26 protein-coding genes and 1 pseudogene are annotated in these 26,031 nt (G+C 69.3%); 12 read left to right on the top strand and 15 right to left on the bottom strand.

All coding sequences use genetic code 11. The features are described 5' to 3' along the window. The first annotated feature begins 38 nt into the window (after positions 1–38). The 3 genes from A5745_RS14045 (at position 39) to A5745_RS14035 (ending at position 3,908) form a co-directional block, all read left to right on the top strand. Entirely contained in the window at positions 39–1,601 is a 1,563-nt protein-coding gene (locus A5745_RS14045) for a cytochrome c biogenesis protein ResB (RefSeq protein WP_076116716.1), read from the top strand. Further along, positions 1,598–2,575, top strand: a complete 978-nt coding sequence (gene ccsB, locus A5745_RS14040) for a c-type cytochrome biogenesis protein CcsB (RefSeq protein WP_076116714.1) — start codon at positions 1,598–1,600, stop codon at positions 2,573–2,575. Before A5745_RS14045 ends, ccsB begins: the two co-directional genes overlap by 4 nt. Positions 2,576–2,669: 94 nt before the next feature. Further along, a complete protein-coding gene (locus A5745_RS14035) occupies positions 2,670–3,908 on the top strand; it encodes a MinD/ParA family protein (protein ID WP_254848584.1) in 1,239 nt (412 codons plus the stop codon). Between the two features lie 8 nt (positions 3,909–3,916). Here the strand turns inward: A5745_RS14035 and A5745_RS24420 are convergent, their stop codons facing one another. Next, positions 3,917–4,078, bottom strand: a complete 162-nt coding sequence (locus tag A5745_RS24420) for a hypothetical protein (protein ID WP_139329607.1) — start codon at positions 4,076–4,078, stop codon at positions 3,917–3,919. Positions 4,079–4,124: 46 nt separating this feature from the next. On the opposite strand from A5745_RS24420, the gene A5745_RS14030 reads away from it, so the two are divergent. Then, positions 4,125–4,460, top strand: a complete 336-nt coding sequence (locus A5745_RS14030) for a DUF4229 domain-containing protein (protein WP_076116711.1) — start codon at positions 4,125–4,127, stop codon at positions 4,458–4,460. A 10-nt stretch (positions 4,461–4,470) separates the two neighbouring features. Here A5745_RS14030 and A5745_RS14025 read toward each other — a convergent pair whose 3' ends face one another. Continuing rightward, positions 4,471–5,478 carry a beta-ketoacyl-ACP synthase III gene (locus tag A5745_RS14025; protein WP_076116709.1) on the bottom strand — a complete coding sequence of 336 codons (1,008 nt, stop codon included), beginning with the start codon at positions 5,476–5,478 and terminating at the stop codon, positions 4,471–4,473. A 121-nt stretch (positions 5,479–5,599) separates the two neighbouring features. Between A5745_RS14025 and A5745_RS14020 the strand changes: the two genes are divergently transcribed. After that, a complete protein-coding gene (locus tag A5745_RS14020) occupies positions 5,600–5,830 on the top strand; it encodes a helix-turn-helix domain-containing protein (RefSeq protein WP_076062462.1) in 231 nt (76 codons plus the stop codon). 3 nt (positions 5,831–5,833) lie between these two features. Next, a complete protein-coding gene (locus tag A5745_RS14015) occupies positions 5,834–6,400 on the top strand; it encodes a Clp protease N-terminal domain-containing protein (RefSeq protein WP_076062460.1) in 567 nt (188 codons plus the stop codon). A gap of 56 nt (positions 6,401–6,456) precedes the next feature. Here A5745_RS14015 and A5745_RS14010 read toward each other — a convergent pair whose 3' ends face one another. After that, entirely contained in the window at positions 6,457–7,335 is an 879-nt protein-coding gene (locus A5745_RS14010; RefSeq protein ID WP_076116707.1) for a 1,4-dihydroxy-2-naphthoate polyprenyltransferase, read from the bottom strand. Positions 7,336–7,369: 34 nt separating this feature from the next. Between A5745_RS14010 and A5745_RS14005 the strand changes: the two genes are divergently transcribed. Next, complete coding sequence (locus tag A5745_RS14005) at positions 7,370–8,146, top strand: S-methyl-5'-thioadenosine phosphorylase (protein ID WP_254848575.1); 777 nt, start codon at positions 7,370–7,372, stop codon at positions 8,144–8,146. Then, positions 8,143–9,189, top strand: coding sequence for an NAD-dependent epimerase/dehydratase family protein (locus tag A5745_RS14000; RefSeq protein WP_076116704.1), 1,047 nt, complete (start codon positions 8,143–8,145; stop codon positions 9,187–9,189). The genes A5745_RS14005 and A5745_RS14000 overlap by 4 nt, the downstream gene beginning before the upstream one ends. On the opposite strand, the gene A5745_RS13995 is transcribed toward A5745_RS14000, so the two are convergent. After that, positions 9,186–10,745, bottom strand: a complete 1,560-nt coding sequence (locus A5745_RS13995) for a hypothetical protein (RefSeq protein ID WP_254848583.1) — start codon at positions 10,743–10,745, stop codon at positions 9,186–9,188. The two genes, A5745_RS14000 and A5745_RS13995, sit on opposite strands and share 4 nt — an antisense overlap. A gap of 447 nt (positions 10,746–11,192) precedes the next feature. Here A5745_RS13995 and A5745_RS24720 point away from each other — a divergent pair, with 447 nt between their 5' ends. From A5745_RS24720 to A5745_RS13975, 4 genes and pseudogenes are all read left to right on the top strand, one after another. Beyond that, on the top strand, positions 11,193–12,863 hold the full coding sequence (locus tag A5745_RS24720; RefSeq protein ID WP_076116701.1) for a hypothetical protein: 1,671 nt from the start codon (positions 11,193–11,195) through the stop codon (positions 12,861–12,863). 148 nt (positions 12,864–13,011) lie between these two features. Beyond that, a pseudogene (locus A5745_RS13985) lies at positions 13,012–14,664 on the top strand (hypothetical protein); the annotation flags it as partial. A 326-nt stretch (positions 14,665–14,990) separates the two neighbouring features. Then, on the top strand, positions 14,991–15,644 hold the full coding sequence (locus A5745_RS13980; protein WP_076116697.1) for a glycosyltransferase family 2 protein: 654 nt from the start codon (positions 14,991–14,993) through the stop codon (positions 15,642–15,644). Then, positions 15,641–16,306, top strand: a complete 666-nt coding sequence (locus A5745_RS13975; RefSeq protein ID WP_076116694.1) for a DUF2064 domain-containing protein — start codon at positions 15,641–15,643, stop codon at positions 16,304–16,306. Before A5745_RS13980 ends, A5745_RS13975 begins: the two co-directional genes overlap by 4 nt. Before the next feature lie 71 nt (positions 16,307–16,377). Here the strand turns inward: A5745_RS13975 and A5745_RS13970 are convergent, their stop codons facing one another. The 11 genes from A5745_RS13970 to A5745_RS13920 all read right to left on the bottom strand — a co-directional run bounded on the left by A5745_RS13970 (position 16,378) and on the right by A5745_RS13920 (position 25,988). After that, the gene (locus tag A5745_RS13970; protein WP_076116691.1) at positions 16,378–17,625 is read right to left on the bottom strand and encodes an APC family permease; all 1,248 of its coding nucleotides are present in this window, start codon (positions 17,623–17,625) and stop codon (positions 16,378–16,380) included. A 6-nt stretch (positions 17,626–17,631) separates the two neighbouring features. After that, a complete protein-coding gene (locus tag A5745_RS13965; protein ID WP_076116689.1) occupies positions 17,632–18,984 on the bottom strand; it encodes a hypothetical protein in 1,353 nt (450 codons plus the stop codon). A gap of 11 nt (positions 18,985–18,995) precedes the next feature. Then, complete coding sequence (gene menE, locus A5745_RS13960; RefSeq protein ID WP_254848582.1) at positions 18,996–20,078, bottom strand: o-succinylbenzoate--CoA ligase; 1,083 nt, start codon at positions 20,076–20,078, stop codon at positions 18,996–18,998. A gap of 68 nt (positions 20,079–20,146) precedes the next feature. Continuing rightward, positions 20,147–20,449 carry a DUF3349 domain-containing protein gene (locus tag A5745_RS13955; protein WP_076060850.1) on the bottom strand — a complete coding sequence of 101 codons (303 nt, stop codon included), beginning with the start codon at positions 20,447–20,449 and terminating at the stop codon, positions 20,147–20,149. Between the two features lie 52 nt (positions 20,450–20,501). Beyond that, positions 20,502–20,807 carry a hypothetical protein gene (locus tag A5745_RS13950; RefSeq protein WP_076060851.1) on the bottom strand — a complete coding sequence of 102 codons (306 nt, stop codon included), beginning with the start codon at positions 20,805–20,807 and terminating at the stop codon, positions 20,502–20,504. Beyond that, positions 20,804–22,036 carry an inorganic phosphate transporter gene (locus tag A5745_RS13945; protein ID WP_076060853.1) on the bottom strand — a complete coding sequence of 411 codons (1,233 nt, stop codon included), beginning with the start codon at positions 22,034–22,036 and terminating at the stop codon, positions 20,804–20,806. Before A5745_RS13945 ends, A5745_RS13950 begins: the two co-directional genes overlap by 4 nt. 93 nt (positions 22,037–22,129) lie before the next feature. After that, entirely contained in the window at positions 22,130–22,540 is a 411-nt protein-coding gene (locus tag A5745_RS13940) for a VOC family protein (RefSeq protein WP_076060854.1), read from the bottom strand. 13 nt (positions 22,541–22,553) lie between these two features. Next, positions 22,554–23,177, bottom strand: coding sequence for a maleylpyruvate isomerase family mycothiol-dependent enzyme (locus tag A5745_RS13935; protein WP_076116686.1), 624 nt, complete (start codon positions 23,175–23,177; stop codon positions 22,554–22,556). 15 nt (positions 23,178–23,192) lie between these two features. Further along, positions 23,193–24,083, bottom strand: a complete 891-nt coding sequence (locus tag A5745_RS13930) for an SDR family oxidoreductase (RefSeq protein WP_076116684.1) — start codon at positions 24,081–24,083, stop codon at positions 23,193–23,195. A gap of 22 nt (positions 24,084–24,105) precedes the next feature. Continuing rightward, positions 24,106–25,008, bottom strand: a complete 903-nt coding sequence (locus tag A5745_RS13925; RefSeq protein ID WP_076116836.1) for a 1,4-dihydroxy-2-naphthoyl-CoA synthase — start codon at positions 25,006–25,008, stop codon at positions 24,106–24,108. Between the two features lie 80 nt (positions 25,009–25,088). Next, positions 25,089–25,988 carry an aldo/keto reductase gene (locus A5745_RS13920; protein WP_076116834.1) on the bottom strand — a complete coding sequence of 300 codons (900 nt, stop codon included), beginning with the start codon at positions 25,986–25,988 and terminating at the stop codon, positions 25,089–25,091. Between the last annotated feature and the right edge of the window lie 43 nt (positions 25,989–26,031).

Below are 26,031 nucleotides of genomic sequence, written 5' to 3'. Positions count from 1 at the left end.
TCGCCTGGACACGCAACACCTGGCGCGCGCTGACGTCGATGGGCACCGCGCTGGTGCTGCTGTGCCTGCTCGCGCTCGGCGCGATACCCGGGGCGCTGTTGCCGCAGCGAAACCTCAACGCCGGCAAGGTCGACGAGTATCTGGCCACGCACAAGGTGATCGGTCCGTGGCTCGATCGGCTGCAGGCCTTCGACGTGTTCTCCAGCTTCTGGTTCACCGCCATCTACGTGCTGCTGTTCGTGTCGCTGGTCGGCTGCCTCACCCCCCGGACGATCGAGCACGCCCGCAGCCTGCGCGCCACCCCCGTCGCGGCGCCACGCAACCTGGCCCGGCTGCCCAAGCACGCCGAAACCCGGATCGTCGCCGGGCCCGCGGAGCTGAACAGGCTGGCGAACGCCATCGCCCGCCGGCTGCGCGGCTGGCGCACGGCCATCCGGCATGAGGGCGAAGTCGTCGAGGTGTCGGCCGAGAAGGGGTATCTGCGCGAATTCGGCAACCTCGTGTTCCACTTCTCGCTGCTGGGCCTGCTGGTCGCCGTGGCAGTCGGCAAGTTGTTCGGCTACGAGGGCAACGTGATCGTCATCGCCGACGGCGGACCCGGCTTCTGCTCGGCGTCGCCAGCGGCGTTCGACTCGTTCCGCGCCGGCAACACCGTCGACGGCACGTCGCTGCACCCAATGTGCGTCCGGGTCAACGACTTTCAGGCGCACTACCTGCAATCGGGGCAGGCCACCTCGTTCGCCGCCGACATCGACTATCAGGCCGGCCGCGACCTGGCGGCCAACAGCTGGCGGCCCTACCGGCTGGAGGTCAACCACCCGCTGCGGGTCGGCGGTGACCGGGTGTACCTGCAGGGCCACGGCTACGCGCCCACCTTCACGGTTACCTTCCCGGACGGGCAGACACGCACGTCGACCGTGCAATGGCGACCCGACAACCCGCTGACCCTGCTCTCGTCGGGCGTGGTGCGCATCGACCCGCCCGCCGGCAGCTACCCCAACGCCGGCGAGCGCCGGCAACACGAGATCGCGATCCAGGGCCTGCTGGCGCCGACCGAGCAACTGGACGGCACGCTGCTGTCGTCGCGGTTCCCGGCGCTGAACGCCCCCGCGGTCGCCGTCGACATCTACCGCGGCGACACCGGCCTGGACACCGGCCGGCCCCAATCGTTGTTCACCCTCGACCCCCGGCTGATTCAACAGGGCCGGCTGACCAAGGAAGCCAGGGTCAACCTGCGCGCCGGGCAAGAGGTCAGGATCGACCACGGCCCGGCGGCGGGCACCGTCGTCCGATTCGACGGCGCCGTGCCATTCGTCAACCTGCAGGTCTCCCACGACCCCGGCCAGCGATGGGTGCTGATTTTCGCCATCGCGATGATGGCCGGGCTGTTGGTGTCGCTGCTGGTGCGCCGCCGCCGGGTCTGGGTCAGGCTCACTGATGGCGGCGACGACGCGGCCGGTACCGTGAACGTCGAATTGGGCGGGCTGGCACGAACCGACAACTCCGGGTGGGGCGACGAGTTCGAGCGATTGACCCAGCGGTTGCTTGACGGACTGGGCGAGCCAGCGTCCAGAAGGAGCTCTCAGGTGGACGTCACATGAACACCTTGCACGTCGACGTCGGCCTGGCGCGCTACTCGGACTGGGCGTTCACCTCGGCGGTGGTTGCCCTGGTCGTCGCGTTGCTGCTGCTGGCCGTCGAGCTTGCGTACGTCGGCGGCCGCCGTGCGGACCACCGCGCGCAGGTTTTGGCCGGTTCGGTCGCCGCAGACAGCGCGAGCCCCGGCATCGTGGACGACGCCCCGCAACGGCCATTCGACGAACGCGTCGGGCGGGCCGGGCTGGCGGTGCTCTATCTCGGCATCGGACTGCTGCTGGCGTGCATCGTGCTGCGCGGCCTGGCCACCGTGCGGGTGCCGTGGGGCAACATGTACGAGTTCATCAACCTGACCTGCTTCTGCGGCCTGGTGGCCGGCGCGGTGGTGCTGCGCCGCCCGCAGTACCGCCCCCTGTGGGTTTTCCTGCTGCTGCCGGTGTTGATCCTGCTGACCGTTTCCGGGCGCTGGCTCTACACCAACGCCGCCCCGGTGATGCCGGCGCTGCAGTCCTACTGGCTGCCCATCCACGTGTCGGTGGTCAGCCTCGGTTCCGGGGTGTTCCTGGTCGCCGGCATCGCCAGCATCCTGTTCCTGCTGCGCACGTCGCGGCTGGGTGACCCGGAGACCGAGGGCACGCTGGCACGCGTGGTGCGGCGATTCCCCGACGCCCAGACCCTGGACCGCATCGCCTACCGCACCACGATCTTCGCGTTCCCGGTATTCGGTTTCGGGGTCATCTTCGGTGCGATCTGGGCCGAGCAAGCCTGGGGCAGGTATTGGGGCTGGGATCCCAAGGAGACGGTCTCGTTCGTCGCGTGGGTGATCTACGCGGCTTATCTGCACGCCAGGTCGACCGCCGGCTGGCGGGACAGAAAAGCGGCGTGGATAAACGTGGTGGGCTTCGTGGCCATGGTCTTCAATTTGTTCTTCGTTAACCTGGTGACCGTGGGCCTGCATTCTTATGCCGGGGTGGGCTGACAGTTAGCGACCGACCCAAATAAAACTGCAGCAAGGGGGATTGCACGTGTCCGACCAGCCAGGCGTGGGGGCGCCCGAACATCCGACGACCGAGTTGCGGTCCCCCGACTCGACCGAACGACCCGCCGTTGAACCGTCGGCCGATTCCGGTGAAGCACCGACCCGGGCGTTCGCCGGATTCCGCACCGAGCGGCGGGTGCCCGCACCCGAGCGGCAGGAGCCGGCACCGCCCACGGTGGCGGCCCCCGCGGGCATGCCGCCCTGGGATCCCACGCCCGTTACCGGTATTCCGCGGGTCGACCCGACGGCATTCGGCGCCTACTACAACGGCGCGTCCGACGCGCCGCCCTTGAAAGGCCAGGAAACCGCTTACCGCCCAGAGCATGTCCCGCACACGCCCTATCCGGAACTGTCCACCGGCATGCTGCTGCGGCCCGTCAAACCGCCGCCGTCGGAGGGCTGGCGCAGGCTGCTCTACGTGCTGTCCGGTCAGCTGATCAACCTGGGGGAGAGCCCGCGTGCCGCCCGCTACAACAACCTGGTGGCGCAGGTCAACCGGCCGTTGCGCGGTTCGTACCGGGTGGCGCTGCTGTCCTTGAAGGGCGGGGTGGGCAAAACCACGGTCACCGCGACGCTGGGGTCTATCTTTGCCTCGATCCGCGGCGACCGGGTGGTGGCCGTTGACGCCAACCCCGACCACGGCACTCTGAGCCAGAAGATTCCGCTGGAGACGTCGGCCACGGTGCGCCAGCTGCTGCACGACGCCGGAACAATCGAGCGCTACAGCGACGTCCGTCGGTACACGTCGAAGGGCCCCAGCGGGCTGGAAATCCTTGCGTCGGACAGCGACCCGTCGATCTCCGATGCGTTCAGCGCCGACGACTACACCCGCACCCTGGACATCCTGGATCGGTTCTACGGCCTGGTGCTCACGGACTGCGGCCCGGGGCTGTTGCATTCCGTGATGTCGTCGGTGCTGGAGAAGGCCGACCTGCTGATCGTCGTCAGCTCGGGATCCATCGACGGCGCGCGCACCGCCTCGGCGACGCTGGACTGGCTGGACGCCCACGGTCACGAGGAGAAGGTCCGCAATTCGATCGCGGTCATCAATGCGGTGCGCTCACGCACCGGCAAGGTCGACATGAACAAGGTGGTCGACCACTTCTCCCGGCGCTGTCGTGCGGTGCGCCTGATACCGTTCGACCCCCATCTGGAGGAGGGCGCGGAGATCGCTCTGGATCAGCTGCGGCGCCCCACCCGCGAAGCGCTGACCGAGCTGGCGGCCGTCGTCGCCGATGGCTTCCCCGGCGAGCGCAACCCAGGCGTCGCCTAGGCAGGGTGCTACAGAGGGTTGTTGTCGTCGTTTCCCAAGCGCCGCAAGAACTCTGGATCGTCGTCGGGTCCGATGACGCGGCTCTTCGGGCGGTGGGTCTGGGACCGCGCCGCGCGCCAGCCAATGTAGATCAGCGTCCCCAAAACCAGGACGAGCAGCAGGTAGAGCACTCAACACCTCCTTTGAGCGAATATACCCGCGCCGTAGGCTCGCACTGTGTCAGAAGAGCCGAGGCCGGTTGCGGGCGAGCGCACCGGAAATCGCGTCGTCGTCGACGTCCTGGTCTACGCGGCCGCGCGGTTGCTGTTGGTGGTCGCGCTCGCCGTGGGGATCTATGGAATTGCCCATCTGCTCGGGGTCACCCAGTTCCCCGTCGTCGTGGCGGCGTTGTTCGCGTTGATCATCGCGATGCCGTTGGGCATCTGGCTGTTCGCCCCGCTGCGCCGGCGCGCCACGGCCGCGCTCGCTATAGCCGGCGAGCGGCGCCGCCGCGAGCGGGAACAGCTGCAGGCCCGGCTGCGCGGTGAGGCGGACGCCGACCACGACGAGTGAGCCCCTGCGGTCAGCCCTTGGGCATCACGACGACCTGCGCGGCGTAGCTCAACCCCGCGCCGTAGCCGATCAGCAGCGCCAGGTCGCCGGCCTTGGCCGCCCCGGTCGCCAGGAGTTCGGCCATCGCCAACGGGATGGACGCCGCGGACGTGTTCCCGGTGTGCTCGATGTCGTTGGCGATCACGGCGTCCGGGCGCAACCCCAGATTCTTGGCGAGGACTTCGTTGATTCGGCTGTTGGCCTGGTGCGGGATGAACACGTCGATCTCGTCAGGCCGGATTCCCGCCGCGTCCATCGCCTGCCGGCCGACCTTGCCCATCTCGAATGCCGCCCAGCGGAATACCGCGCTGCCCTCGAGCCGCAAGAAGGGGCGCGGGCCGGTCGGTTCGTCCATGTAGTCGATCCAGTCGATGTCCTGGCGGATGGCTTTGACCTGTTCACCGTCGCTACCCGAGATGGTCGGTCCAATGCCTTGAACGGGCGTCTCGCCCACCACCACGCCGGCCGCGCCGTCGGCGAAGATGAAGCAGTTGCTGCGGTCCTGCATGTCGATCGTGGGGGATAGCTTCTCCGAGCCGATGACGAGCATCTTGGCGGCGCTGCCACCCCGGATCATGTCGGCCGCAACGCCAATCGCGTAGCCGAAGCCTGCGCACCCCGCCCCGATGTCGAATGCGGGCACACCGGCAGCGCCCAAGCCCGTCGCGACCTCCGGGGCGCAGGGCGGGGTCTGTAGGAAATGGGTGCTGGTCGCGACGATTACGCCGTCGATGTCGCTGGCCGCCAGTCCGGCGTTGGCAATCGCCAGCCGGCCCGCTTCGATCGCCATGGACGCGGCCGATTCGTCGCGGGCGGCGAATCGGCGCGTCTTGATTCCCGTTCGCGATTGGATCCACTCGTCGGAAGAGTCGATGTTGCGGCACAGCTCGTCGTTGGTGACGACGCGCTCGGGCCGGTATGCCCCGACGCTGAGCAAGCCGATGCTCTTGGGCCCACTGGTCGTGGTGATCTGGTTCATGGGAGTCCTCGATCCGACGCCGGTCCTTCATTGTTATCGGATCGCTGGAATCGACGAGCGCCGGGATCGGTTTTGTCAAGCTTTATTGACGTCTGCGCTCTGTCAAGTTACATTGACGTCTATGACGGAACTGTCCGACCTGCCCGACCTGGGGCCGGCCGCCGATGCGGCGAGCAACGCCGACCCCGCGGTAGGCCTGCGCGCGGTGCGCGCGCTGCAGCGATTGCAGGAGCGCCTGGAGGCGATCCACGTCGCCAACGCCCGCGAGCGGGGCTGGAGCTGGCAGGCCATCGCCGAGGCGCTCGGGGTGAGCCGGCAGGCCGTGCACCAGAAGTACAACCGGAGGAGATGACGCATGTTCGAGCGCTTCACCCGTCAAGCCCGGGTCGCCGTCGTGCTCGCCCAGGAGGAAGCCCGTGAACTGCGGACCCGCGAAATCACCCCGCAGCACCTGCTGCTCGGCGTCCTGCAGGCGGCGGGCAACGACCTGTCCGCGGTGCTGACCGGCTACGGCCTGACCGCCGACGGGGTTCGGGCCCGGCTGCTCGAGGCCGCCCCCACCACCGACGATTCCTTCGACGAGGATGCGGAGGCGCTGCGCGCCATCGGCATCGACCTGCGAGCGGTGCGCGACAGTGTGGCGCGCACGTTCGGCGCCGACGCGTTCGACAACGCGCTACCCCGCTCGGGTCGCCGACGCCGCCGTCGCGGGCACATCCCGTTCAGCCGCGCCGCCAAGAAATGCGTCGAGCTGGCCGTGCGAGAAGCGTTGCACCACAAGGACAACGAGATAGCTTGCGCGCATCTCCTACTGGGCATCATGCGCAGCGGCGACAAGCCGGCCGTCGGCCTGATCACCGAACACGTCTACACCGCGCAGCTGCGTGCCGCCATCCTGGAGCTGCTGGACAAGGCCGCCTAGGGCTAGGGCCGCGCGCTTCGCATCGAGTGTGCGTCTACGCCGCCCGGGGCGCACACTCAAAGCCCTGAGTGCACAGCCAACGCCGCGGCCACCGCGATCGCCCACACGATCATCGCCAGCCCGGTGTCGCGCAGCACCGGGATCAGCTCGGGCCCGCCGCGGCCGGATCGGACCGGCCGCGCGGCGCGCACGGCCAGCGGCGTGGCCACCAATCCCGTTGCGCACCACGGCGTCGCGAGCATCAGCACCAGGGTCATAACCCCGGCGGTCGCCAGCAATGCCTGATACAGGACCCGGGTGCGGGCATCGCCCAGCCGTACCGCCAGGGTGATCTTGCCGGACTGCGCATCGGTCGGAATGTCCCGCAGATTGTTCGCCACCAACACCGACGACGACAGCGCCCCGATCGACACCGCCAGCACCAGGCCCACCCAGTCCACCCGCAACGCCTGGGTGTACTGGGTGCCGAGCACGGCGACCAGGCCGAAGAACACGAACACCGCGATCTCGCCAAAACCCGAGTACCCGTAGGGTTTTGACCCGCCGGTGTACAGCCACGCCCCGGCGATGCATCCCACGCCGACCACGATCAGCCACGGCGCGACCATCAGCGCCAGCACCAACCCGGCCGCCGCGCCGACCGTCAGGCCCGCCACCGCGGCCGTCAGCACCGCGCGCGGGCTGGCCAGCCGCGAGCCGACCAGCCGCACCGGGCCGGCCCGCTCGTCGTCGGTGCCGCGGATGCCGTCGGAGTAGTCGTTGGCGTAGTTGACGCCGATGATCAGCGCGACCGCGACGGTCAGCGCCAGCAGCGCTTTCCACCACACGGCCGAGTGCAGCCACGCCGCCGCGCCGGTGCCCGCGACCACCGGTGCCACCGCGTTGGGCAGCGTCCGCGGCCGAGCCCCCGAGATCCACTGCGCGAAACTGGCCACCAGGGCATCCTGCCCTATGCACCACAATGGTCGGATGCTCGGAGTGATCGGCGGCAGCGGCTTCTACACGTTCTTCGAGTCCGGCGTCCGCGACATCGATGTGGACACCCCGTACGGCGAGCCCAGCGCCCCCGTCACGGTCGGTGCCGTCGCGGGGCACGAGGTCGCTTTCCTGCCACGCCACGGCGCCAAACACGAATACTCGGCGCACACCGTGCCCTACCGGGCCAACATGTGGGCGCTGCGCAAGCTCGGGGTGCGGCGGGTCTTCGCGCCGTGCGCGGTCGGCAGCCTGAACCCCGACTACGGGCCCGGCAGCGTGGTGGTGCCCGACCAGCTGGTGGACCGCACCACCGGTCGCCCCGACACCTACTTCGACTCCGGTGCCGTCCATGTCGACTTCGCCGACCCCTACTGCCCGACATTGCGCTCGGCGGTCACCGGCCTGCCCGGTGTGGTCGACGGCGGCACCATGGTGGTGATCCAGGGACCGCGATTTTCCACTCGCGCGGAAAGTCGGTGGTTCGCCTCGGCCGGCTTCGGTCTGGTCAACATGACCGGATATCCGGAGGCGGTGCTGGCTCGGGAACTCGAAATATGCTATGCGGCAATCGCTTTGGTGACTGATCTGGATGCCGGTGTCACGGCCGGCGAAGGCGTGAAGGCCACCGATGTGTTCGACCAGTTCGAAAAGAACATGGGGCCGTTCAAGAAGCTGGTGGCCTCGGCGATCGGCAATGTCGACGCCGAACGCGGTTGCACGCACTGCCTGGCGCACACCGGGGTGACGTTGCCGGTGGAGCTGCCGTGAGGGTGTTGCTCACCGGGGCGGCTGGGTTCATCGGATCGCGGGTGGACGCTGCGCTGCGCGCGGCCGGCCACGAAGTGATCGCCGTCGACGCGCTCCTGCCCGCCGCCCATGGGCCGAACCCGCTGTTACCGCCGGGATGCCGAAGGGTCGACGTCCGCGATGCCGACGCGCTGGCCCCGCTCCTGCGCGGTGTCGACCTGGTCTGCCACCAGGCCGCGATGGTGGGCGCGGGCGTGGATGCCGCCGACGCGCCCGCCTACGGCGGTCACAACGACTTCGCCACCACCGTGCTGCTGGCGCAGATGTTCGCCGCGGGCGTGCGGCGTCTGGTGCTGGCCTCTTCGATGGTGGTCTACGGGCAGGGCCGCTATCACTGCCCCGAACACGGGCCCGTCGACCCGCTGGCGCGGCGACGCGCGGACCTGGACGCCGGGATCTTCGAGCACCGCTGCCCGGAGGGTGGCGAGGAGCTGGGGTGGCTGCTGGTCGACGAGGATGCCGCGCTGCGACCGCGCAGCCTGTACGCGGCCAGCAAGACCGCGCAGGAGCATTACGCGCTGGCGTGGTCGGAGTCGACGGGCGGCTCGGTCGTGGCATTGCGCTACCACAACGTCTACGGTCCGGGCATGCCGCGCGACACCCCCTACTCCGGCGTGGCCGCGATCTTTCGTTCATCGCTGGAAAAGGGTGAACCGCCAAGGGTTTTCGAGGACGGTGGCCAGATGCGCGACTTCGTCCACGTCGACGACGTGGCCGCCGCCAACGTGTCGGCGGCGTCGGTTTCGGCCGGCGGCTCCGGCTTCACCGCGGTGAATGTCTGCTCGGGACAGCCGATTTCGATCCTGGAGGTCGCCACGGCACTGTGCGATGCGCGCAGGGATTCCGGTGGTGCGGTCAACCCGGTGATCACCGGGCAGTACCGCAGCGGCGACGTGCGCCACATCGTCGCGGATCCCTCCCGGGCCGCCGAGGTGCTGGGATTCCGTGCGGCCGTTCATCCGCGCGACGGGCTGCGCGAATTCGCGTTCGCCCCGCTGCGCTAGCGACCGGCCGGCGGCCGGAAGATCTTGGGTTTCGGGACGGGAATCTGGCGGGTGCCGGAGTCGTCGCCGCGGAAGATCCGGGGCGCGTCGGACCCGCCGCCGACCCGCACACGCGTCGTCGGTGCGGCCGACGGCGGCGGCGCGCCGGCCGGGATGCGGGTGGTCGCCGCGGCCGGAATGCGGGTGGTCCCCGCCTCCTGCTGAGGACCCGGCTGAGCCCCCGCACCACGGGTGTGCGCGGCGCGGGGCTTCTTGCGTCGCAGCCGCCGGCCGGTGAGCTGACCCGTGACGATCGCGGCGGCCAGTATGCACAGGGCCAGCCCGCACAGCGCGACGTCGAAGGTGCTGGTGATCTGCTGGGCGAGATTGTTTCCGTAGACCGGGTTTTGCGCGGCGGAGTTCGGAATTTCCTCGAACCGCGGAGCCAGTACGACGCCGACCACCACACGCGAAATGCTCAGCGTGGCAACGAGTCCGCACAGCGACGAGATCAGCCGCGCGGACATAGCGTCGTTGGCCAGGTTGACGCGGAGCCAGATCGCGAGGGCGGCGGTGCCCAGATCGAATCCCGCCAGCACGATGCTGTCGTATCGCGAGTACGGGTAGTTCAGCGCCACCCCGACGAATAGGTCGGTAAACCGCATCGCCATGGATCCCACGCACCACACGACGATCAGCAGCAAGCCATTTCGGGCGGCCGCGCGCCAAACGTTTTCCTGGGTCGTCGAGCGGGTGCGGTCGCCGAACAGCGCCCGGGGCGCGAAGATCGCCGCGACCGCCGCCCACGCCAGATAGCCCTCGAACCCGACCCCGGCCGTCGACGTGTTCTGCGCGATGCCATGGAAAGCGTCGATGTCACGGCCGGCGGGAAGGCTCCACACAACGAGCCCAGCGACGAGTGTCGACGCGCCAAGCGCGACGGTGGCCAGCCGGGAAGCCTTGGTGCTGCGAAGAAGCCACCGCGACGCGAGGAGCACGGCGACCAATGCCACCACGCCGTACACCACCGCCGTCGCGATGACCGAGATGTTCTGCTTGCCGAAGCCGCCCGATCCGCCGGTCACGGCGTACTTGATCCGCCAGTAGAGGTTGAACGCAAAACTCAGCACCGCCAGCACCAAGGACGCGTAACCCATGATCCGGGCGGAGCGCTGCCACCCGGCGAACTTCTCGTCGTCCCCTCCGGCACCCGTGATCGCCGGTTGCGCGCAAAGCAGCGAGCCGGCGATGCCGAACCATGCACCCGGTCCGACGCCGCCGGGCACGGTCACGGTGCCACCGAAGCGGATGGTCTCGACCGCATCGAAGGCGACGAAGCCGAGCACCAGCACCAGGTAGGGGACGTTGAGCCAGAGACGAATCCGGTTGGCCGCCGCGGCGTTGTATTGCGGGGTGGACGACCGCCAGGCACCGGCCGCGACAAGCGAGATCAGGGACAGCAACGTCACCGCGAACAGCACCGCGAACAGGATCCGGCTGCTGCCGGGGATCGCCAGGCCCGAGTACAGATTCCACGGCAGCACCAGCGCGATGACCAGCAACGCGGCGGCGATCAGGTCGCTGACGACGTTTCGGCGCCGCTTCGGCCGCTGCGCCGCGCGCGGAGCCTGACCGGGTGGGTCGACCGCGGTTAGTCGCTGCGTCTGGTCGTGGATCGGGCCGGTGGGCGCGTCGTCGCTGCTCTGGCTCACTGTTCCCCCCGGGTATCGAGGACGGTTGCTGGCGGCGCCGCTTCGGTTGGGTGGCGCGGGAACCACCTGCCCGGCCGACTGCGTTGCTTACTTGGAAACATAATCCCCGTTCGGACGACGCGGCAGTGGCTGCGATGAGAACGTGCGATTCCGCGGATGTTGTTCCGCGGAGACGGTCCCGCGGTCTGGGAACGGTTACGCTGCGCTCATAGGCGGACGCTGTCGCCCGAATGACTGTTACTGCCGACGTATCGCAGTGTAGTGACGCAGGGACATGCTGGTTGCCGGGTGGCCAGCCGAAGGAGAGTGGGGATGGACGTCGTTTTGGGGGTCGCGGTCACCGGCCCCGTTGCCCACTTGGCGCTTGTCGGGCAGGGCGCGCACGGTGCCGACGTGATCGACCAATCCGAGGTCGAGCTGGCTGCCAACCCGGTCGGCACGCTGACCGAGACCGTGGTCGGCACGAATCGGCTGTTGGCTGATCAGAACCATCGGCTGACTGCCACGCGGCTTTGCTGGACCGACCACCCCGAAGCTGACCGGCTGCGGCAGGCGCTGGAAGATTCCGGCGTCAACAACGTCGCGGTGCTGTCCGAATCGCAGGCGGTCGCCGCGCTGATGCGCGCGGCGGGTCGGTCCGGTCCCGCGCTGGTGGTCGGCGACGACGCGGCGACCCTACTGGGCCCTGCGGTGGGGGACGAGAACGCGCCCCCTACCCTGCTGGCCAGCGCACCGCTGGCGGGCGACTCGGGCGATCAAGCCACGGGCACACTCGACACGTTGATGGCCAGGCTGGGCGACCAGCCGAACGCCGCCGGCGACCTTTACCTCGTGGGCGCGTCGTCCGACCTCAACACCGTCGCGAACCAGATTCGCGAGGCGTCGACGATGCGGGTGCAGATCCCCGACGACCCCACCTTCGCGCTGGCCCGCGGAGCGGCGTTGGCCGCCGTGCCGGGGGCGCTGTCGGCGGCCGGAGACGCGACCGCGATGGCGCCCGCGGCCGGGCTCACGGGAGACGAGACGGCCTATTCGCCCGTGACCGGGCGCACCGGAGACGAGACCGCCTTCGCGCCCGCGGCCGAACCGGCCGCCGAGGATCAACAGCTGGCGTATTCGATGGCCGAAGAGGGCGAGCCCCTCGGGGCCGATGAGTTCGACGATGAGTACGGCGAGTTCGACGGCGACGACGCCGAGACCGGTCCGTTGCCCTTGAGCAGGCGGTCGGTCCTGCTCGGCAATGCGGTCATCGCGTTCGCGGTCGTCGGATTCGCGTCGCTCGCAGTCGCGGTGGCGGTCGCCGTTCGGCCGACCGCGAGCGCGCAGCCGGTGGTCGGGCACCAGAACGCCGCCCCGGGCAAGTTCATGCCGCTGCTGCCGACGCAACAGCAGGCGCCGGTTCCGCCGCCCCCGCCCGGTCAGCCCAACGCGGGGTTCCAGGGCGGTGTTGTTCCGGACTCAAACGGCTACATTCCCCCGCAGTTGATGTCGGGTGGGGCGCCGGCTGCCCCGGTCAACCCCGCCCCGGGCGTTCCCGGTTTCGTGCCGAACCCGAATCCGTATGTGCCGATCCCGATCATCGTTCCGTACCCGCCGTTGGGGCCGACTACGACGACGACCACGACGACGCTGACGACGACCACCACGACAACCACGTCGCTGGGTCCATCGACGACGACCACGACTACGACGGAGCCGACGACGACTACCCCGGAGCCAACGACCACCACGACGGAGCCAACGACCACCACGACGCAGCCGACGACGACCACCACGCAGCCGACGACGACGAAGCAGCAGCAGGTGGTGACGACGACACCGCCGACCTCGACGGTGCAGCAGACAGTTCCGACTCAGACGATTCCGACTCAGACGATTCCGAAGCAGCCGGTCACCCCGCAGCAGCCGGTGACCCCGCAGCAGCCGGTGACCCCGCAGCAGCCGGTGACCCCAAAGGCGCCCATTTTGACCCCGCACCACTGATCGTGTCGTAGCGCTCGAGCGGTTTGCTGACCCGGCCACTGGGACCGGCAAAAATTTTTGCCCAAATGACTGTTATTGCGGGCGGTAACGCAGTGTAATGATCCCTGGGCATGCTGGTTGCGAGTTAGCCAGCCTAAGGAGCGCCGGGATGGACGTCGTCTTGGGAGTCGCGGTCGCAGGTCCCGTCGCACGCATGGCGCTCGTCGGGTCAGGCGCACCAGGATCTGGCGTGCTCGACCAATCCGTGTTCGACATCGCCGACCAGCCGATCGACACCCTAACCCGTGCCGTGGTCGGAACGGATCGGCTGCTGGCCGACGAGGACCATCGCCTGGTCGCGACCCGGCTGTGCTGGCCGGACGCCCCGAAGGCCGACGATCTCCGCCGCGCGCTCGAAGACTCGGGTGTGCGCGATGTTGCCGTGCTGTCGGAGTCGGAGGCGGTGACGGCGTTGATGCGTGCGGCCGGGCGGGCCGGCGGTGTGCTCGTCGTTGACGACGACACGGCGACGCTGTCGCTGGTGGGTGCGGACGGCGATGGTCAAGCGCCGACGATGCTGTCCAGGCAGCCCCTTGGGGGCGGTGACGCCACCTCCGCGTTGAACACGATGATGGCCACCCTCGACGGCCAGCCGGGGGTCCCGCAGGACGTCTACCTCGTCGGCGCGTCGTCCAACCTCATCGGGGTAGCCGACCAGCTTCGCGACGCCTCAACCGTGCGAGTGGAGATTCCCGAAGACCCCACGTTCGCACTCGCCCGCGGCGCGGCGCTGGCAGCCGGGTTGACGCCCACGATCACAGCGGCAGCGGCGACCTCGATAGCTCCCGTGACCCCGGTCGGCGGAGACTCGACCGCGATCGCCCCCACGTCCGGGCTGGCGGATTCGGGTGCGGAGGAACCACAGCTCGCATACTCGGAGACCGACGATGCCGAACCATTCGCGGACGACTTTGACGAGTACGACGACTTTGATGACGACCCCGCCGCGACCGTTCGGATACCGCTGAGCGGACGGTCGGTGCTGCTCGGTAACGCGGTCATCGCGTTCGCCGTCATCGGATTCGCGTCGCTGGCCGTCGCGGTGGCGGTCGCCGTTCGGCCGACCGCGAGCGCGGCGCCTCTGGTGGGGATCCAGAATGCCGCCCCCGGGAAGTTCATGCCACTGTTGCCAACGCAGCAGCAGGCGCCGGTTCCGCCACCCCCGCAAAATCAGCCCAACGCGGGTTTCCAGGGTGGCGTCGTTCCGGACTCCAAGGGCTACATTCCGCCGCAGTTGGTGTCGCGCGGTGGCGGCACTCCCGCGCGGGTAGTCCAGGTCAACCCGGCCCCGGTTGCTCCGGTCAACCCGGTGCCGGAAGCGCCGGTCAACCCGGCCCCGGCAGCACCGGGCCTTCCGGGTTTTGTGCCCAACCCGAACCCGCTTGTGCCGATCCCGATCATCATTCCGTTGCCGGTGCAACAGGCACCGCCAAACTTGCCGCCCGTAGTCCCGCAGCCGCCCGTGGTGGTGCCCCAGCCCCCCGTGGTGCCACCGCCGGTAGTGGTGCCGCTGCCGCCGGTAGCCCCGCAGCAGCCGGTGGTGCCGCAGCAGCCGGTGGTCCCGAAACCTGTGGTGCCGCAGCAGCCGGTGGTGCCGCAACAACCTGTGGTGCCGCAGCAGCCGGTGGTCCCGAAACCGGTGGTGCCCCAGCAGCCGGTGGTGCCGCAACAACCTGTGGTGCCGCAGCAGCCGGTGGTCCCGAAACCGGTGGTGCCGCAGCAACCTGTGGTGCCGCAACAACCTGTGGTGCCGCAACAACCTGTGGTGCCGCAACAACCTGTGGTGCCGCAACAACCTGTGGTGCCGCAGCAACCACTCGTCCCGCAGCAGCCGGTGGTCCCGAAACCGGTTGTGCCGCAACAGCCATTGGTCCCGCAGCAGCCGGTGGTCCCGCAGCAACCTGTGGTGCCGCAGCAACCACTGGTCCCGCAACAGCCAGTGGTCCCAAAGCCGGTGGTCCCGCAGCAGCCATTGGTCCCGCAGCAGCCATTGGTCCCCCAGCAGCCGCTGGTCCCGCAGCAGCCACGCCACTACTAAGGGCCCGCCACGGCATCCCGAACCCCGTCGTCGGGCTATTCTCGGCAGCCATGCCCGACGTGGTGACGGTGGTCCTGCCCTGCCTCAACGAGGAGGAGTCGCTGCCGGAGGTGCTGGCGGCGATCCCCGCCGGTTATCGGGCGCTGGTGGTCGACAACAACAGCACCGATGGCACGGCCGCGGTCGCGGGCCGCCACGGCGCTGAGGTGGTCGCCGAGCCGCGGCCCGGCTACGGCTCCGCGGTGCACGCCGGCGTCGTCGCAGCCGCCACGCCGATCGTCGCGGTCATCGACGCCGACGGCTCCATGGATCCCGGCGAGTTGCCGCGACTCGTCGCCGCGCTCGAGGACGGTGCCGACCTGGTGATCGGCCGGCGCCGACCCGTTCCGGGGTTGCACTGGCCGTGGGTCGCCCGGATCGGCACGGTCGTGATGAGCTGGCGGCTGCGCACCCGCCACGGCCTCCCGGTGCACGACATCGCGCCGATGCGCGTCGCGCGGCGGGAGGCGCTGCTTGGTCTGGGAGTTGCCGACCGGCGGTCGGGGTACCCGCTCGAACTGCTGGTGCGAGCCGCGGCCGCCGGCTGGCGTGTGGTGGAGCTCGACGTCAGCTATGGCCCCCGGACGGGCGGCAAGTCGAAGGTCAGCGGTTCGCTGCGGGGCAGCATCACCGCGATCGTGGACTTCTGGAAGGTGATTTCATGAGTGGCTTGCCGGTGACCCTGCTGGTGGTCGCCAAGGCGCCGGAGCCCGGCCTGGCCAAGACCCGGCTCGCCGCGACGGTCGGCGACGGGGTCGCGGCCGACATCGCCGCCGCCGCGCTCCTGGACACGCTGGACGCGGTGGCGGCCGCCCGGGTGGCGGCGCGGGTGGTGGCGCTCACCGGCGATTTGGACGCCGCCGCCGGCGCCGAGGACATCCGGCAACGGCTCGCGTCGTTCACTGTGTTCGAGCAGCGTGGTGATGGCTTCGCCGACCGGCTCGCCAACGCACACGCCGACGCGGGCGTCGAGGGATATCCGGTGCTGCAGATTGGCATGGACACCCCGCAGGTGACCGCCGAGGTGTTGACCGGCTGCGCGCGGCGCCTGGTCGAGTCGCCCGCCGTGCTCGGGCCGGCGCGCGACGGCGGATGGTGGGTGCTGGGCGTGCGCACGCCGGCGATGGCCGAATGCCTGCGCGACATCCCGATGTCTCAACCCGACACCGGGGAGCTCACAGCGAAAGCGTTGCAGGACAACGGTATCGACGTCACCTTGGTGCAACGGCTGGCCGACTTCGATGTCGCCGCCGACATCGCCGCGGTCCGCGATGCCTGCGGGCCGGCCAGTCGGTTCGCCCGCGTCACGCGCGCAGCCGGACTCTGACCGCCCGGGTGTGCGTCCTGGGCGGTCAGACTGCGTCCAGGGCGCCATCAACGCACACGCGGCAAGCGAATTCAGGCCCGCAACCGCAACGCCACTAACCGCCCGACGATCCCGACGGCGAATACGGCCAGCCCCGAAATCACCGCCTGCCACGGCAAGGTGGCGACCAGCAGCAGGCAACCCGTCACGCCGCAGACGTTCAGGAGGCGGCGGCGGCGCCTGTCGGCGGGCAGCGTGTAAGCGGAGGCGTTGGCGATCGCGTAGTAGATCAATACCCCGAACGACGAGAAGCCGATCACCCCGCGTAGATCGACGGTGGCCACCAGGATGCAGACGATGACGCCGAGTGCGACCTCGGCGTGGTGCGGCACCCGGTAGCGGGGGTGAACGGCCGCCAGCCACGCGGGCAGATCGTGATGACGGCCCATCGCGAGCACGGTGCGGCCGAGCCCGGCGATCAGCGCGAGCAACGCGCCCAGGCTGGCCAGCGCGGCGCCGACGGTGATCACCGGCACCAGCGCCGGGATCCCGGCGGCCCGGACGGCCTCCGCCAGCGGAGCGGCGGCATGTGCGAGGCGGTCGGGTCCCGCGGCGAGCAGGGCCGCCACGCCGACCACGAAATAGATCGCTACCGCGATGGCCAGGGCGAGCGTTATTGCGCGGGGGATGGTGCGGGCCGGGTCGCGAACCTCCTCGCCCATCGTCGCGATCCGCGCGTAACCCGCGAAGGCGAAAAACAGAAACCCCGCCGACTGCAGAACACCGTAGACCGTGCCGGTCGGCCAGTGCATCAACTGCGACGGTGCGGGCCTGGTCACCGCGATCCCGATGACCACCGCGGCGAGCGCAATCACCGTGCAGGCCAACAGTATTCGGGCCAGTAGCGCGGTCTTGGTGACGCCCCGGTAGTTCAGCGCGATCAACAGGACCACTGCTCCCACCCCGATGATTCGCTGCGCCCAGGCCGGCCCCGGAATCGCGTAGCTGGCGACCGTGAGAGCCATCGCCGCGCACGAGGCGGTCTTGCCGATCACGAATCCCCAACCGGCGATGAAGCCCCACCACGGGCCGAGGCGTTCACGCCCGTAGATATATGTCCCGCCCGACGTTGGATAGACCGCGGCCAGTTGCGCTGACGCGGTGGCGTTGCAGTACGCGATGGCGGCGGCCACCGCCAGCCCGATCAGCAGGCCCGCGCCGGCCGCCCGCGCGGCCGGGCCGAACGCCGCGAATACACCGGCGCCGATCATCGAGCCCAGCCCGATCACCACCGCGTCGATCGTGCCGAGCCGACGGGCCAGCCGCGGCTGTTCTTCCATAGTCGCCTACCAGTTCGTGAAGATTACGGAGTTGATCACCAGGGCGCCGGCAGCGTTGAGCGCCAACCACATTCGGTGTGAGCGTACCGGCAGCATCGCGGGCGCCGCGGTGAGCCAGACGGTGAATGGCAGCCAGATCCGCTCGACCTCGGCCTTGCTCAGCATGCTCAGGTCGGCGACGACGATGGCCGCCAGCATCGCCAGCAGCACCAGGTGAAAACTGGAGCGGCCGCGGATCGCGGCCCGGTCGAACAGCCGGGCGATCCCCGCGACGCTGCCCAGCCCGATCGCGCACACCACGCTCGCCAGGTTGGCCCAGCTCCAGTACGCGAACGGCCGATCCTTGGCCACTCCCTGCCAATAGCGTTGCTGCACAAGGGTATAGCCGTCGAACCAGTAGAATCCCGCCACGGCGAAGGTCACCGCCACCGCCAGCGCGGCCAAAAACGCCGGGCCGAGCGCCCGCAGGACCGCTCGCCAGCCAGGCGCCGACACCAACACCGCCAACGCCGCAATGCCCATCAGCGCCAGGCCATAGTTGACGAACACCCCCCACCCGAGCAGCAGGCCCGCGGCGGCGGCAACCAGCGCGGGAAACCGAACCGGCCGGTGCACCGCCACCGCCAGCAGCGCGATGCCCCACGCCGCGACTCCCGCGAAGTAGGCATCGGCGGAGACCGCCACCCAGATTGCCGTCGGCGCCACCGCGACGAACGGTGCGGCCCGTCGCGCGGTCCGCTCGTCGGCCAGCGCGCGAACGCCGATCAGCACGGCCGCCGCCGCGCTGGACCCGGCGAGCAGGCACAGCAGGCCGGCCCAGGCCCCGCCGTGCAGGCCGACCCGGTCCAGCCACACGAACGTCAACAGCGCACCCGGCGGATGCCCCGAGACATGGGTGATCCACGAGTTCGGCTGGAAGTCGAGGATCCGGCTGGAGAAGGTGCGCACCGCCGCTGGAATATCGGTGATGCTTCCCACCTGCGACAGGTACTCGTCGCGGGTGGTCAGCCGGCCGGCGAAGCCGCCTTGCCAGCCGTCGATCATCGCCAGCGCAAACGCCCACCCGCACGCGGTTGCCCAGCTGACCAGCACTAGGGCGCGCCACGAAAGACGTTGCGCCACAGCCGGTCCCCATAACACGGCGGCGACCGCGATGAGAATGGCCGGGCCGGTTCCCCAGCCGACATGGGCGTCCCAATAGCCGAAGATCGGCGCGGCGCCCGCCCGCATGGCAAAATGCTCCAGCCCGGTATCCGAACGGGGTTTGACGCCCCAGTTCAACCGCGGTAGCACGAACGCCGCCGCCAGCAGGACGACAGCGAAGGCGACGGCCAGCCACTCCCGGCGAGCAATCCTCACGATCGCCCAGCCTATTGATCGCCCGCGTTGGCGAACCGGCGCACCAACACCGCCCTATCCACCTTGCCTATCCCACGACGCGGCAGCGCCGCGACGATGTGCAGCTCGCGCGGCGCGGCGGTGGCGTCGAGCGTGCGCGACACGTGCGCGCGCAGCTCGTCCAGCGTCGGGGGCGCGCAACCGTCGCTCACCACGACCGCGGCGACCACGCGCTGGCCCAACGTCGGGTCGGCCAGCCCGAAGACCGCGCAGTCGCTGACGGCGGGATGGGTGCACAGCGCCGCCTCCACCGGTTGCGGCAGCACGGTCAACCCGCCGGTGCTGATCGCGTCGTCGGCCCGGCCGAGCACGGTCAGCACGCCCGCGTCGTCGATGGCGCCGAGGTCGTCGGTGCGAAACCAGCCCGGCTCGGCGAACGGATCGGGATCGACCGGGTTGCGATAGCCCTTGGCGAGCGTCGCGCCGCCGATCACGATGCGCCCGTCGGTCACCCGCAGCCGGACCCCGTCCAGCGGGACGCCGTCATAGACGCAGCCGCCGGCGGTCTCGCTCATCCCGTACGTGCGCACCACCGCGATCCCGGCCTCGGCCGCGGCCTCGAGAACCGGCCGCGGAGCCGGCCCTCCGCCGATCAGCACGGCGTCCAGGTTGGCCAGCGCCGCCGTCGCCGCCGCATCGGTCAGGGCCTTGGCCAGCTGCGCGGCCACCAGCGACGTGTACCGCCGGCCGGCGCCCAATCGCCTTACGGCGCCGGGCAATTGGGTGACGTCGAAGCCGGCGGAAACATCCAGCTCGACGGGCGTGGACCCGGCCAGCACGCTGCGTACCAACACCTGTACGCCGGCGATGTGATGGGGCGGCAACGCCAGCAGCCAGCTCCCCGGGCCGCCGAGCCGGTCGTGGGTCGCCGATGCGCTGGCGACCAAGGCGGCCGCGGTCAGCAAGGCTCCCTTGGGCGCGCCGGTGGTTCCCGACGTCGTCGCCACCAGGGCGACGTCGTCGTCTATGGCGTCGCCCACGCGCAACGCGTGCAGCTCGGAATCGCCCTCACCCGCCGGGGCCACGACCAGAGCCGGATCACCGCCATCCAGCACCCCGGCCAGCGCGGGCAGCAGCTCCTTGGTGGCGGAGCCCGGCGCGACGCGCAGCGCCCGCAGAACGGCTATGCGTGGGCCCCGCCGTCGTGTTCTCCATCGAGCGGCCAACCCTTGGCGGCCAACCGGACGCGCACTCGCTCGATGTCGTCCTCGGACGGCAGTTCGTCGGTGAGCTTGCTGATCGCCACACCGATGTCGATCTTGTCGAATTCGCCGCGCGCCATCAGGTCACCGGCCACGGCTTTGACTTCGTCGTTGGTCAGCCGCCGGGATAGCAGCGCGAGCACCGCGAAGGTGTCGGTCGCCGGAACGCCCTCCGGATACCCCGCGCGCAACCACGAGACAACGGAACTCAGGAATCGGTTCACTTGCTATCTCTCCGGGCGAGGGATCGGCAGGTCGGTGGACAACGATTCAATGCTACTTGTGCGGCGGCTTTGCTCCCAGGAAGGGCTGGCCGATCTGGTGCGCGATGAAGTCGCGGGAGATGTACAGCAGAGCGAAGGCAATCACCGCAATCACCACCGCGTAGATCACCCACGCGATCGCCAGCAGCATCGGATTCTTGTGTGGCGCGGTGCCGTCGGTGGTGACCTGCCCGGCCCCGACGGCGTGCAACCGCAGCCCGAGGGCGAACAGTCCCGGCAGCGCGGCGCCGGCCAGCATGGCGAAGACCAGGATCTTCAGGGACGCCTGGTAGTTGAACCAATCGCTGAAGTGGCTCATGAGGGGTTCCCGGCGCTCACGGTGTCCTGCGAGCCGGTGCCGGCCGCGCCCGACCTCGGGCCGGTATCGGACGGCGGTTTTTCGTCCGACCCCTCGAGGCCGGCGGTGAGGCTGCCCTCCCATTCGGCGTTGACGTTCTTGTGGTCGACCTTGACCCTGCGCGACCGCAGGTAGATCGCCGTAGAGGTGGCGATCAGCAGGCCGAAGCCGATGATCGCGCCGGGGAATCCCCCGATGAGGTGCACGATCCAATAGGTGATCGCCCCGACCAGCCCGGCTAACGGAAGGGTCACCAGCCATGCGACCGCCATCCGCCCGGCCACGCCCCAGCGCACCTCGCCGCCGGGCTTGCCCAGCCCGCTGCCCAGCACCGAACCGGTGCAGACCTGTGTCGTCGACAGCGCGTAGCCGAAGTGGGTGGACAGCAAAATGACTGCGGCCGAGGAAGATTCGGCGGCCATGCCCTGCGGCGACTTGATCTCGACCAGTCCTTTGCCCAGGGTGCGGATGATCCGCCAGCCGCCCAGGTAGGTACCCGCCGCCATCGCCAGGGCGCAACAGACGATGACCCAAAGGGGCGGCGCCGCGTCGGTCTTGCTGACCGCGCCGTAGGACATCAGCGCCAGGAAGATGATGCCCATCGTCTTCTGCGCGTCGCCGGTGCCGTGCGCCAGGGAGACCAGCGACGCCGAGCCCCACTGGCCGTACCGGAAGCCGGCCTCGGTGCGGTTGGTCGCAATGCCGCGGGTGATCCGGTAGACCAGCCAGGTCGCTATCGCGCCGACGACGATGGCCAGGATCGCGGCGACGACGGCCGGGATCAGCACCTTGGACACAAGGCCCTTCCAGATCACGCCGTGCGCGCCGACGGCGGCGATCGTCGCGCCGACGATGCCGCCGATCAGCGCGTGCGAGGAGCTGGAGGGGATGCCGAGCAGCCAGGTCAGCAGGTTCCAGACGATGCCGCCGACCAGGCCGGCGAACACCAATTGCAGCGTCACGATGTGGCCGTCGATCAGACCCTTGGCGATCGTGGCCGCAACCGCGGTGGACATGAACGCGCCCACCAGGTTGAGGACAGCGGACAGCGCGACGGCGGCCTTGGGCGCCAGGGCGCCGCTGGCGATGGAGGTCGCCATCGCGTTGCCCGTGTCATGGAAGCCGTTGGTGAAATCGAAAGCGAGTGCCGTGATTACGACGATGATGAGGAGGAACAAATCGATGTTCACAGCGCCTGATTCTGGTAGTTGGGGGATTAAATTGTCGAACGCTGAGATGGCGGAAACGCAGGTGTACCTCGACTCGTCGTTGAATATTAGCGCTTAGTTAACCTTACGTTCCCCACCCCCGCCGCGCGTGTCCCGGCGCAGCGGGTGCTCGGGCGGGACCTCGACGAAAATCAGCGTGATTCCGTCCGGATCGGTCACGTGCATCTCGCGCAGGCCCCAGGGTTCCTGCCGTGCCTCGCGGGCGATCGCCACCCCGCGGCCCTCCAGCTCGGCCTGTGTCGCCGCGACGTCGCGGACCTGCAGCCACAGCGCGCCGGGAAAGGGGCCCCGGGAGTGGTCGGGGCTGCCATAGCCCGCCAGCTCCAGCAGCGATTGGCCGGCGAAAAACACTGTGCCCGCACCGTAATCGCGGGCGATGGCCAGGCCGATCTTGTCGCGGTAGAAGCTCAACGATTGCTGATAGTCCGCCGGCCGGAGCAGCATCCGGCTGCCCAGGATCTCCATAGCGTCGTGTCTATCACGTGCACCGGCTGCGCAGGGTTTCGACGCCCGGACCGGCGAGATCATCGCACCCGGCGGCACGGCCGGTCATCGCGAGGAGCAACGACAGCAGCGGACCCTCGACCGCCTCGCCCTCTCCGTGCTGCCAGTCGTCGTCGGTGGCCTTCAGGGCGAGCCCGGCGACGCGCTTCTTGGATCCGATCAGCATGTTGGAGCCCTTGAAGAAGTCGATCACCTCGCGAACCGCGTCGGGCGGGTAGGCGTGCGCAATGCCCAGCGGCCGCCGCAGGTCCTCGCCATGCACCACCACCTCACCGAGCCAGGAGGTCTTGGGGCCCGGCGGTGCCGAGGTGGAGTCCTGCAAGTCACGGAATTCGCGCAGGGTGGCAGCCGGATCGGGGCCGCGGTGCTTGGCGATCTGGGCGTTGGCGAACTTGTCGAAGCTGAACCCGGCCTTGGCCATGTTGAGAAAGAAGGTGGCCGGGTTCAGTGAGGCGGTCGCCGACAGGTGCGCGACGATGTCGCGGACCGTCCAGCCCGGGCAGAGCGACGGCGTATCCCACTGCGCCGGCTCCAGGTCGGCGAGGTCGTTGGCGAGCGCCCCGCGCTCGGCGGCGATGGTGGCCCACAGATCAGACATGGCGACCTCCCGGAGTTAATCGGAATCGTTGAGGTGGTCGGCGCGGCGTGACATGAGCGCATTGACCCAGCGGGGGCCGACGGTGTTCAACGCGTTGAGGGCGACGGCCATCCGCGGCGCGATCCGCACCGGCCGGGTGCGGGCGGCGGTGACCATCCATTCGGCGGCTTCTTCCGGGCTCAAAGCGGGCATCCCGTCATACGCCTTCGTGGGTTTGATCATAGGAGTTGCGACCAGCGGGTAGTAGAGCGTTGTCGAGTGCACGCCCTTGTGGCCCCACTCGGTTTCCACGACCCGGCCGATGGTTCCCAGCGCGGCCTTCGACGCGTTGTACACCCCGAACATCGGCGATGCCTCCGACATCACTCCCCAGGTCGAGACGTTGATGATGTGGCCGTCGCCGCGCTCGAGCATCCCGGGCGCGAGCCCGCGAATCAGCCGCAGCGGGCCGTAGTAGTTCAGCGCCATGATTCGCTCGACGTCGTGCCAGCGTTCCAGCGATTCGGCCAGCGGCCGCCGGATCGAACGGGCGGCGTTGTTGATCAAAATGTCGACGCCGCCGAGGCGCTCGTCGACCTCGGACACCAGCGCGTCGATGGCGTCCATGTCCGAGAGGTCACACGCCATCGCCGTCGCCTCGCCACCCGCGGCCGCGATCCGGTCGACCAGCGCGTCCAGCAGCTCCTGGCGGCGGGCCACGGCGAGGACGGTGGCCCCGTGTTTGGCGAACAGTTCGGCCCCGGCCTCGCCGATGCCCGACGACGCGCCGGTGAGCAGAATCCGCTTGCCGTCGAGGCTGACCGGTTTGATCGGGGGCCGGTTGACCAGAATCTGCGGCGAAATCGGCGGCCGCATCGTGGCCAGCACCAGCTGGTCGGTCAGGCGGCGAAGGGGACTCTTGCTCACCGAGGGAGTCTAAGCGCGGCCCTCAGAAGTAGCGGGGGAACGGGGTCCAGTCCGGTGGCCGCTTCTCCAGAAATGCGTCGCGGCCCTCGACGGCTTCGTCGGTCATGTACGCCAGCCGGGTGGCCTCACCCGCGAAGAGCTGCTGACCCACCAGACCGTCGTCGAGCAGATTGAACGCGAACTTCAACATCCGTTGCGCCTGAGGCGATTTCGCGTTGATCTCGCGCGCCCACTGCGCCCCCACGTGTTCGAGCTCGGCGTGCGCGACGACCTCGTTGACCGCGCCCATTTGGTGCATCTGCTCGGCGGTGTACGCGCGGCCGAGGAAGAAGATCTCGCGGGCGAACTTCTGGCCGACCTGACGGGCCAGATACGCGCTGCCGTAGCCGCCGTCGAAGCTGCCGACGTCGGCGTCGGTCTGCTTGAAGCGGGCGTGCTCGCGGCTGGCCAGGGTGAGATCGCAGACCACGTGCAGGCTGTGCCCGCCGCCGGCCGCCCACCCGTTCACCAGGCAGATGACCACCTTGGGCATGAACCGGATCAGCCGCTGCACCTCGAGGATGTGCAGCCGGCCGGCCCGGGCCGCGTCGACGGTGTCGGCGGTCTCCCCGCTCGCGTATTGATAGCCCGACCGTCCGCGGATGCGCTGATCGCCGCCGGAGCAAAACGCCCAGCCGCCGTCCTTGGGCGATGGCCCGTTACCGGTCAGCAGCACCACGCCCACGTCGGGCGACATGCGGGCGTGGTCGAGCACCCGGTACAGCTCGTCGACGGTGTGCGGCCGGAACGCGTTGCGCACCTCGGGCCGGTCGAACGCCACCCGCACCGTGGCATCGTCGACGTGGCGGTGGTAGGTGATGTCGGTCAGATCGCCGAAGCCGTCGATGGGCCGCCATGCCGTCGCGTCAAAAGGGTTGTCACTCAAGGCAGACATGACCGCAACCCTAACCGCGCCCGTCGAGCGTGACGCCACAGTCACACTCGACCGCGAACGTGACTGCAGTGTCACGTTCGATGGGATAACTCACTGACGGCATCCAGCCGCGCCACGGCGTCGGCGCTCAGCGTGACGTTCCCCGCGCCGATGTTCTCCTCGAGGTGCGCGATCGAGCGAGTGCCCGGAATCAGCAATGTGTTCGGTGCATGAGCCAAGATCCAGGCCAACCCGACTTGCGCGGGTGTGACCCCGAGTTCGCCGGCGATGTCGATCACCACAGCGTTGTCGGTGGCCTTGGGGACGCCGGGGAACGCCGACCCCAGCGGAAAGTACGGAACCCAGGCGATGCCCTCAGCCTCACACAGCTCCAGCGCGTCTTCGGCGCTGCGGTCGAGCAGACTGTAGGCGTCCTGTACGCAGGCGATGCCCGCAGGCAACGCCCGACGCACGATGTCGCGCGGCACGCTGCTGATCCCGATCGCCCCGATCTTGCCCTCGTCGCGCAGGGCGATCATCTCGGCCAACTGGTCATCGAGGTCGATCTTCTGGTCTTCCTCGACTTCCGGCCTGGGCCCCAGGTCGTGGCGGCGCAGGTTGACCACGGGTACACAGTCGAGTCCGAGTTGGCGCAGGTCGTCCTCGACAGCCGCGCGCAATTCGGCGGGCTTCTGCGCCGACGCCAGGGGCATCGGTTGTTCGCCGGTCCACCGGGCGCCGACCTTGCTGACGATGACGAGGTCTTCCGGATAGGGGGCCAAAGCCTGTCGGATCCGGCGGTTCACCTCGCCGGGGCCGTAGAACGATGCGGTGTCGATGTGGTTGACGCCGAGCTCGACCGCGCGACGCAGGACCGCCGCGGCGTCGGTATCGGACGTGCCCTCGAACAGCTGCATGGCGCCGTAGCCGACCCGCGCGACGGTATTCGTGCCGATGCTGCTCTGGCCGCCGGGGCGAGCTTTGTCTGTCATGGTGCTCCCAATCTCGTGAGACACTGGAGAAATGCGGAGGCCC

Source organism: Mycobacterium sp. IS-2888 (assembly GCF_001954215.1).
Taxonomy (GTDB): domain Bacteria; phylum Actinomycetota; class Actinomycetes; order Mycobacteriales; family Mycobacteriaceae; genus Mycobacterium.
The sequence above is the reverse complement of the archived record's forward strand: the minus strand, read 5'-3'. Positions and strand labels throughout refer to the sequence as shown.

Excerpts from the sequence above, each read along its gene's own strand:
- A5745_RS13920 (WP_076116834.1), bottom strand. The coding sequence starts at position 25,988 with ATGACAGACAAAGCTCGCCCCGGCGGCCAGAGCAGCATCGGCACGAAT.
- A5745_RS13970 (WP_076116691.1), bottom strand. The coding sequence starts at position 17,625 with ATGGAAGAACAGCCGCGGCTGGCCCGTCGGCTCGGCACGATCGACGCG.
- A5745_RS13935 (WP_076116686.1), bottom strand. The coding sequence starts at position 23,177 with ATGTCTGATCTGTGGGCCACCATCGCCGCCGAGCGCGGGGCGCTCGCC.
- A5745_RS13940 (WP_076060854.1), bottom strand. The coding sequence starts at position 22,540 with ATGGAGATCCTGGGCAGCCGGATGCTGCTCCGGCCGGCGGACTATCAG.
- A5745_RS14015 (WP_076062460.1), top strand. The coding sequence starts at position 5,834 with ATGTTCGAGCGCTTCACCCGTCAAGCCCGGGTCGCCGTCGTGCTCGCC.
- A5745_RS24720 (WP_076116701.1), top strand. The coding sequence starts at position 11,193 with ATGGACGTCGTTTTGGGGGTCGCGGTCACCGGCCCCGTTGCCCACTTG.
- A5745_RS14025 (WP_076116709.1), bottom strand. The coding sequence starts at position 5,478 with ATGAACCAGATCACCACGACCAGTGGGCCCAAGAGCATCGGCTTGCTC.
- A5745_RS13950 (WP_076060851.1), bottom strand. The coding sequence starts at position 20,807 with ATGAGCCACTTCAGCGATTGGTTCAACTACCAGGCGTCCCTGAAGATC.
- A5745_RS13980 (WP_076116697.1), top strand. The coding sequence starts at position 14,991 with ATGCCCGACGTGGTGACGGTGGTCCTGCCCTGCCTCAACGAGGAGGAG.
- A5745_RS14045 (WP_076116716.1), top strand. The coding sequence starts at position 39 with ATGGGCACCGCGCTGGTGCTGCTGTGCCTGCTCGCGCTCGGCGCGATA.
- A5745_RS14020 (WP_076062462.1), top strand. The coding sequence starts at position 5,600 with ATGACGGAACTGTCCGACCTGCCCGACCTGGGGCCGGCCGCCGATGCG.
- ccsB (WP_076116714.1), top strand. The coding sequence starts at position 1,598 with ATGAACACCTTGCACGTCGACGTCGGCCTGGCGCGCTACTCGGACTGG.
- A5745_RS14005 (WP_254848575.1), top strand. The coding sequence starts at position 7,370 with ATGCTCGGAGTGATCGGCGGCAGCGGCTTCTACACGTTCTTCGAGTCC.
- A5745_RS13975 (WP_076116694.1), top strand. The coding sequence starts at position 15,641 with ATGAGTGGCTTGCCGGTGACCCTGCTGGTGGTCGCCAAGGCGCCGGAG.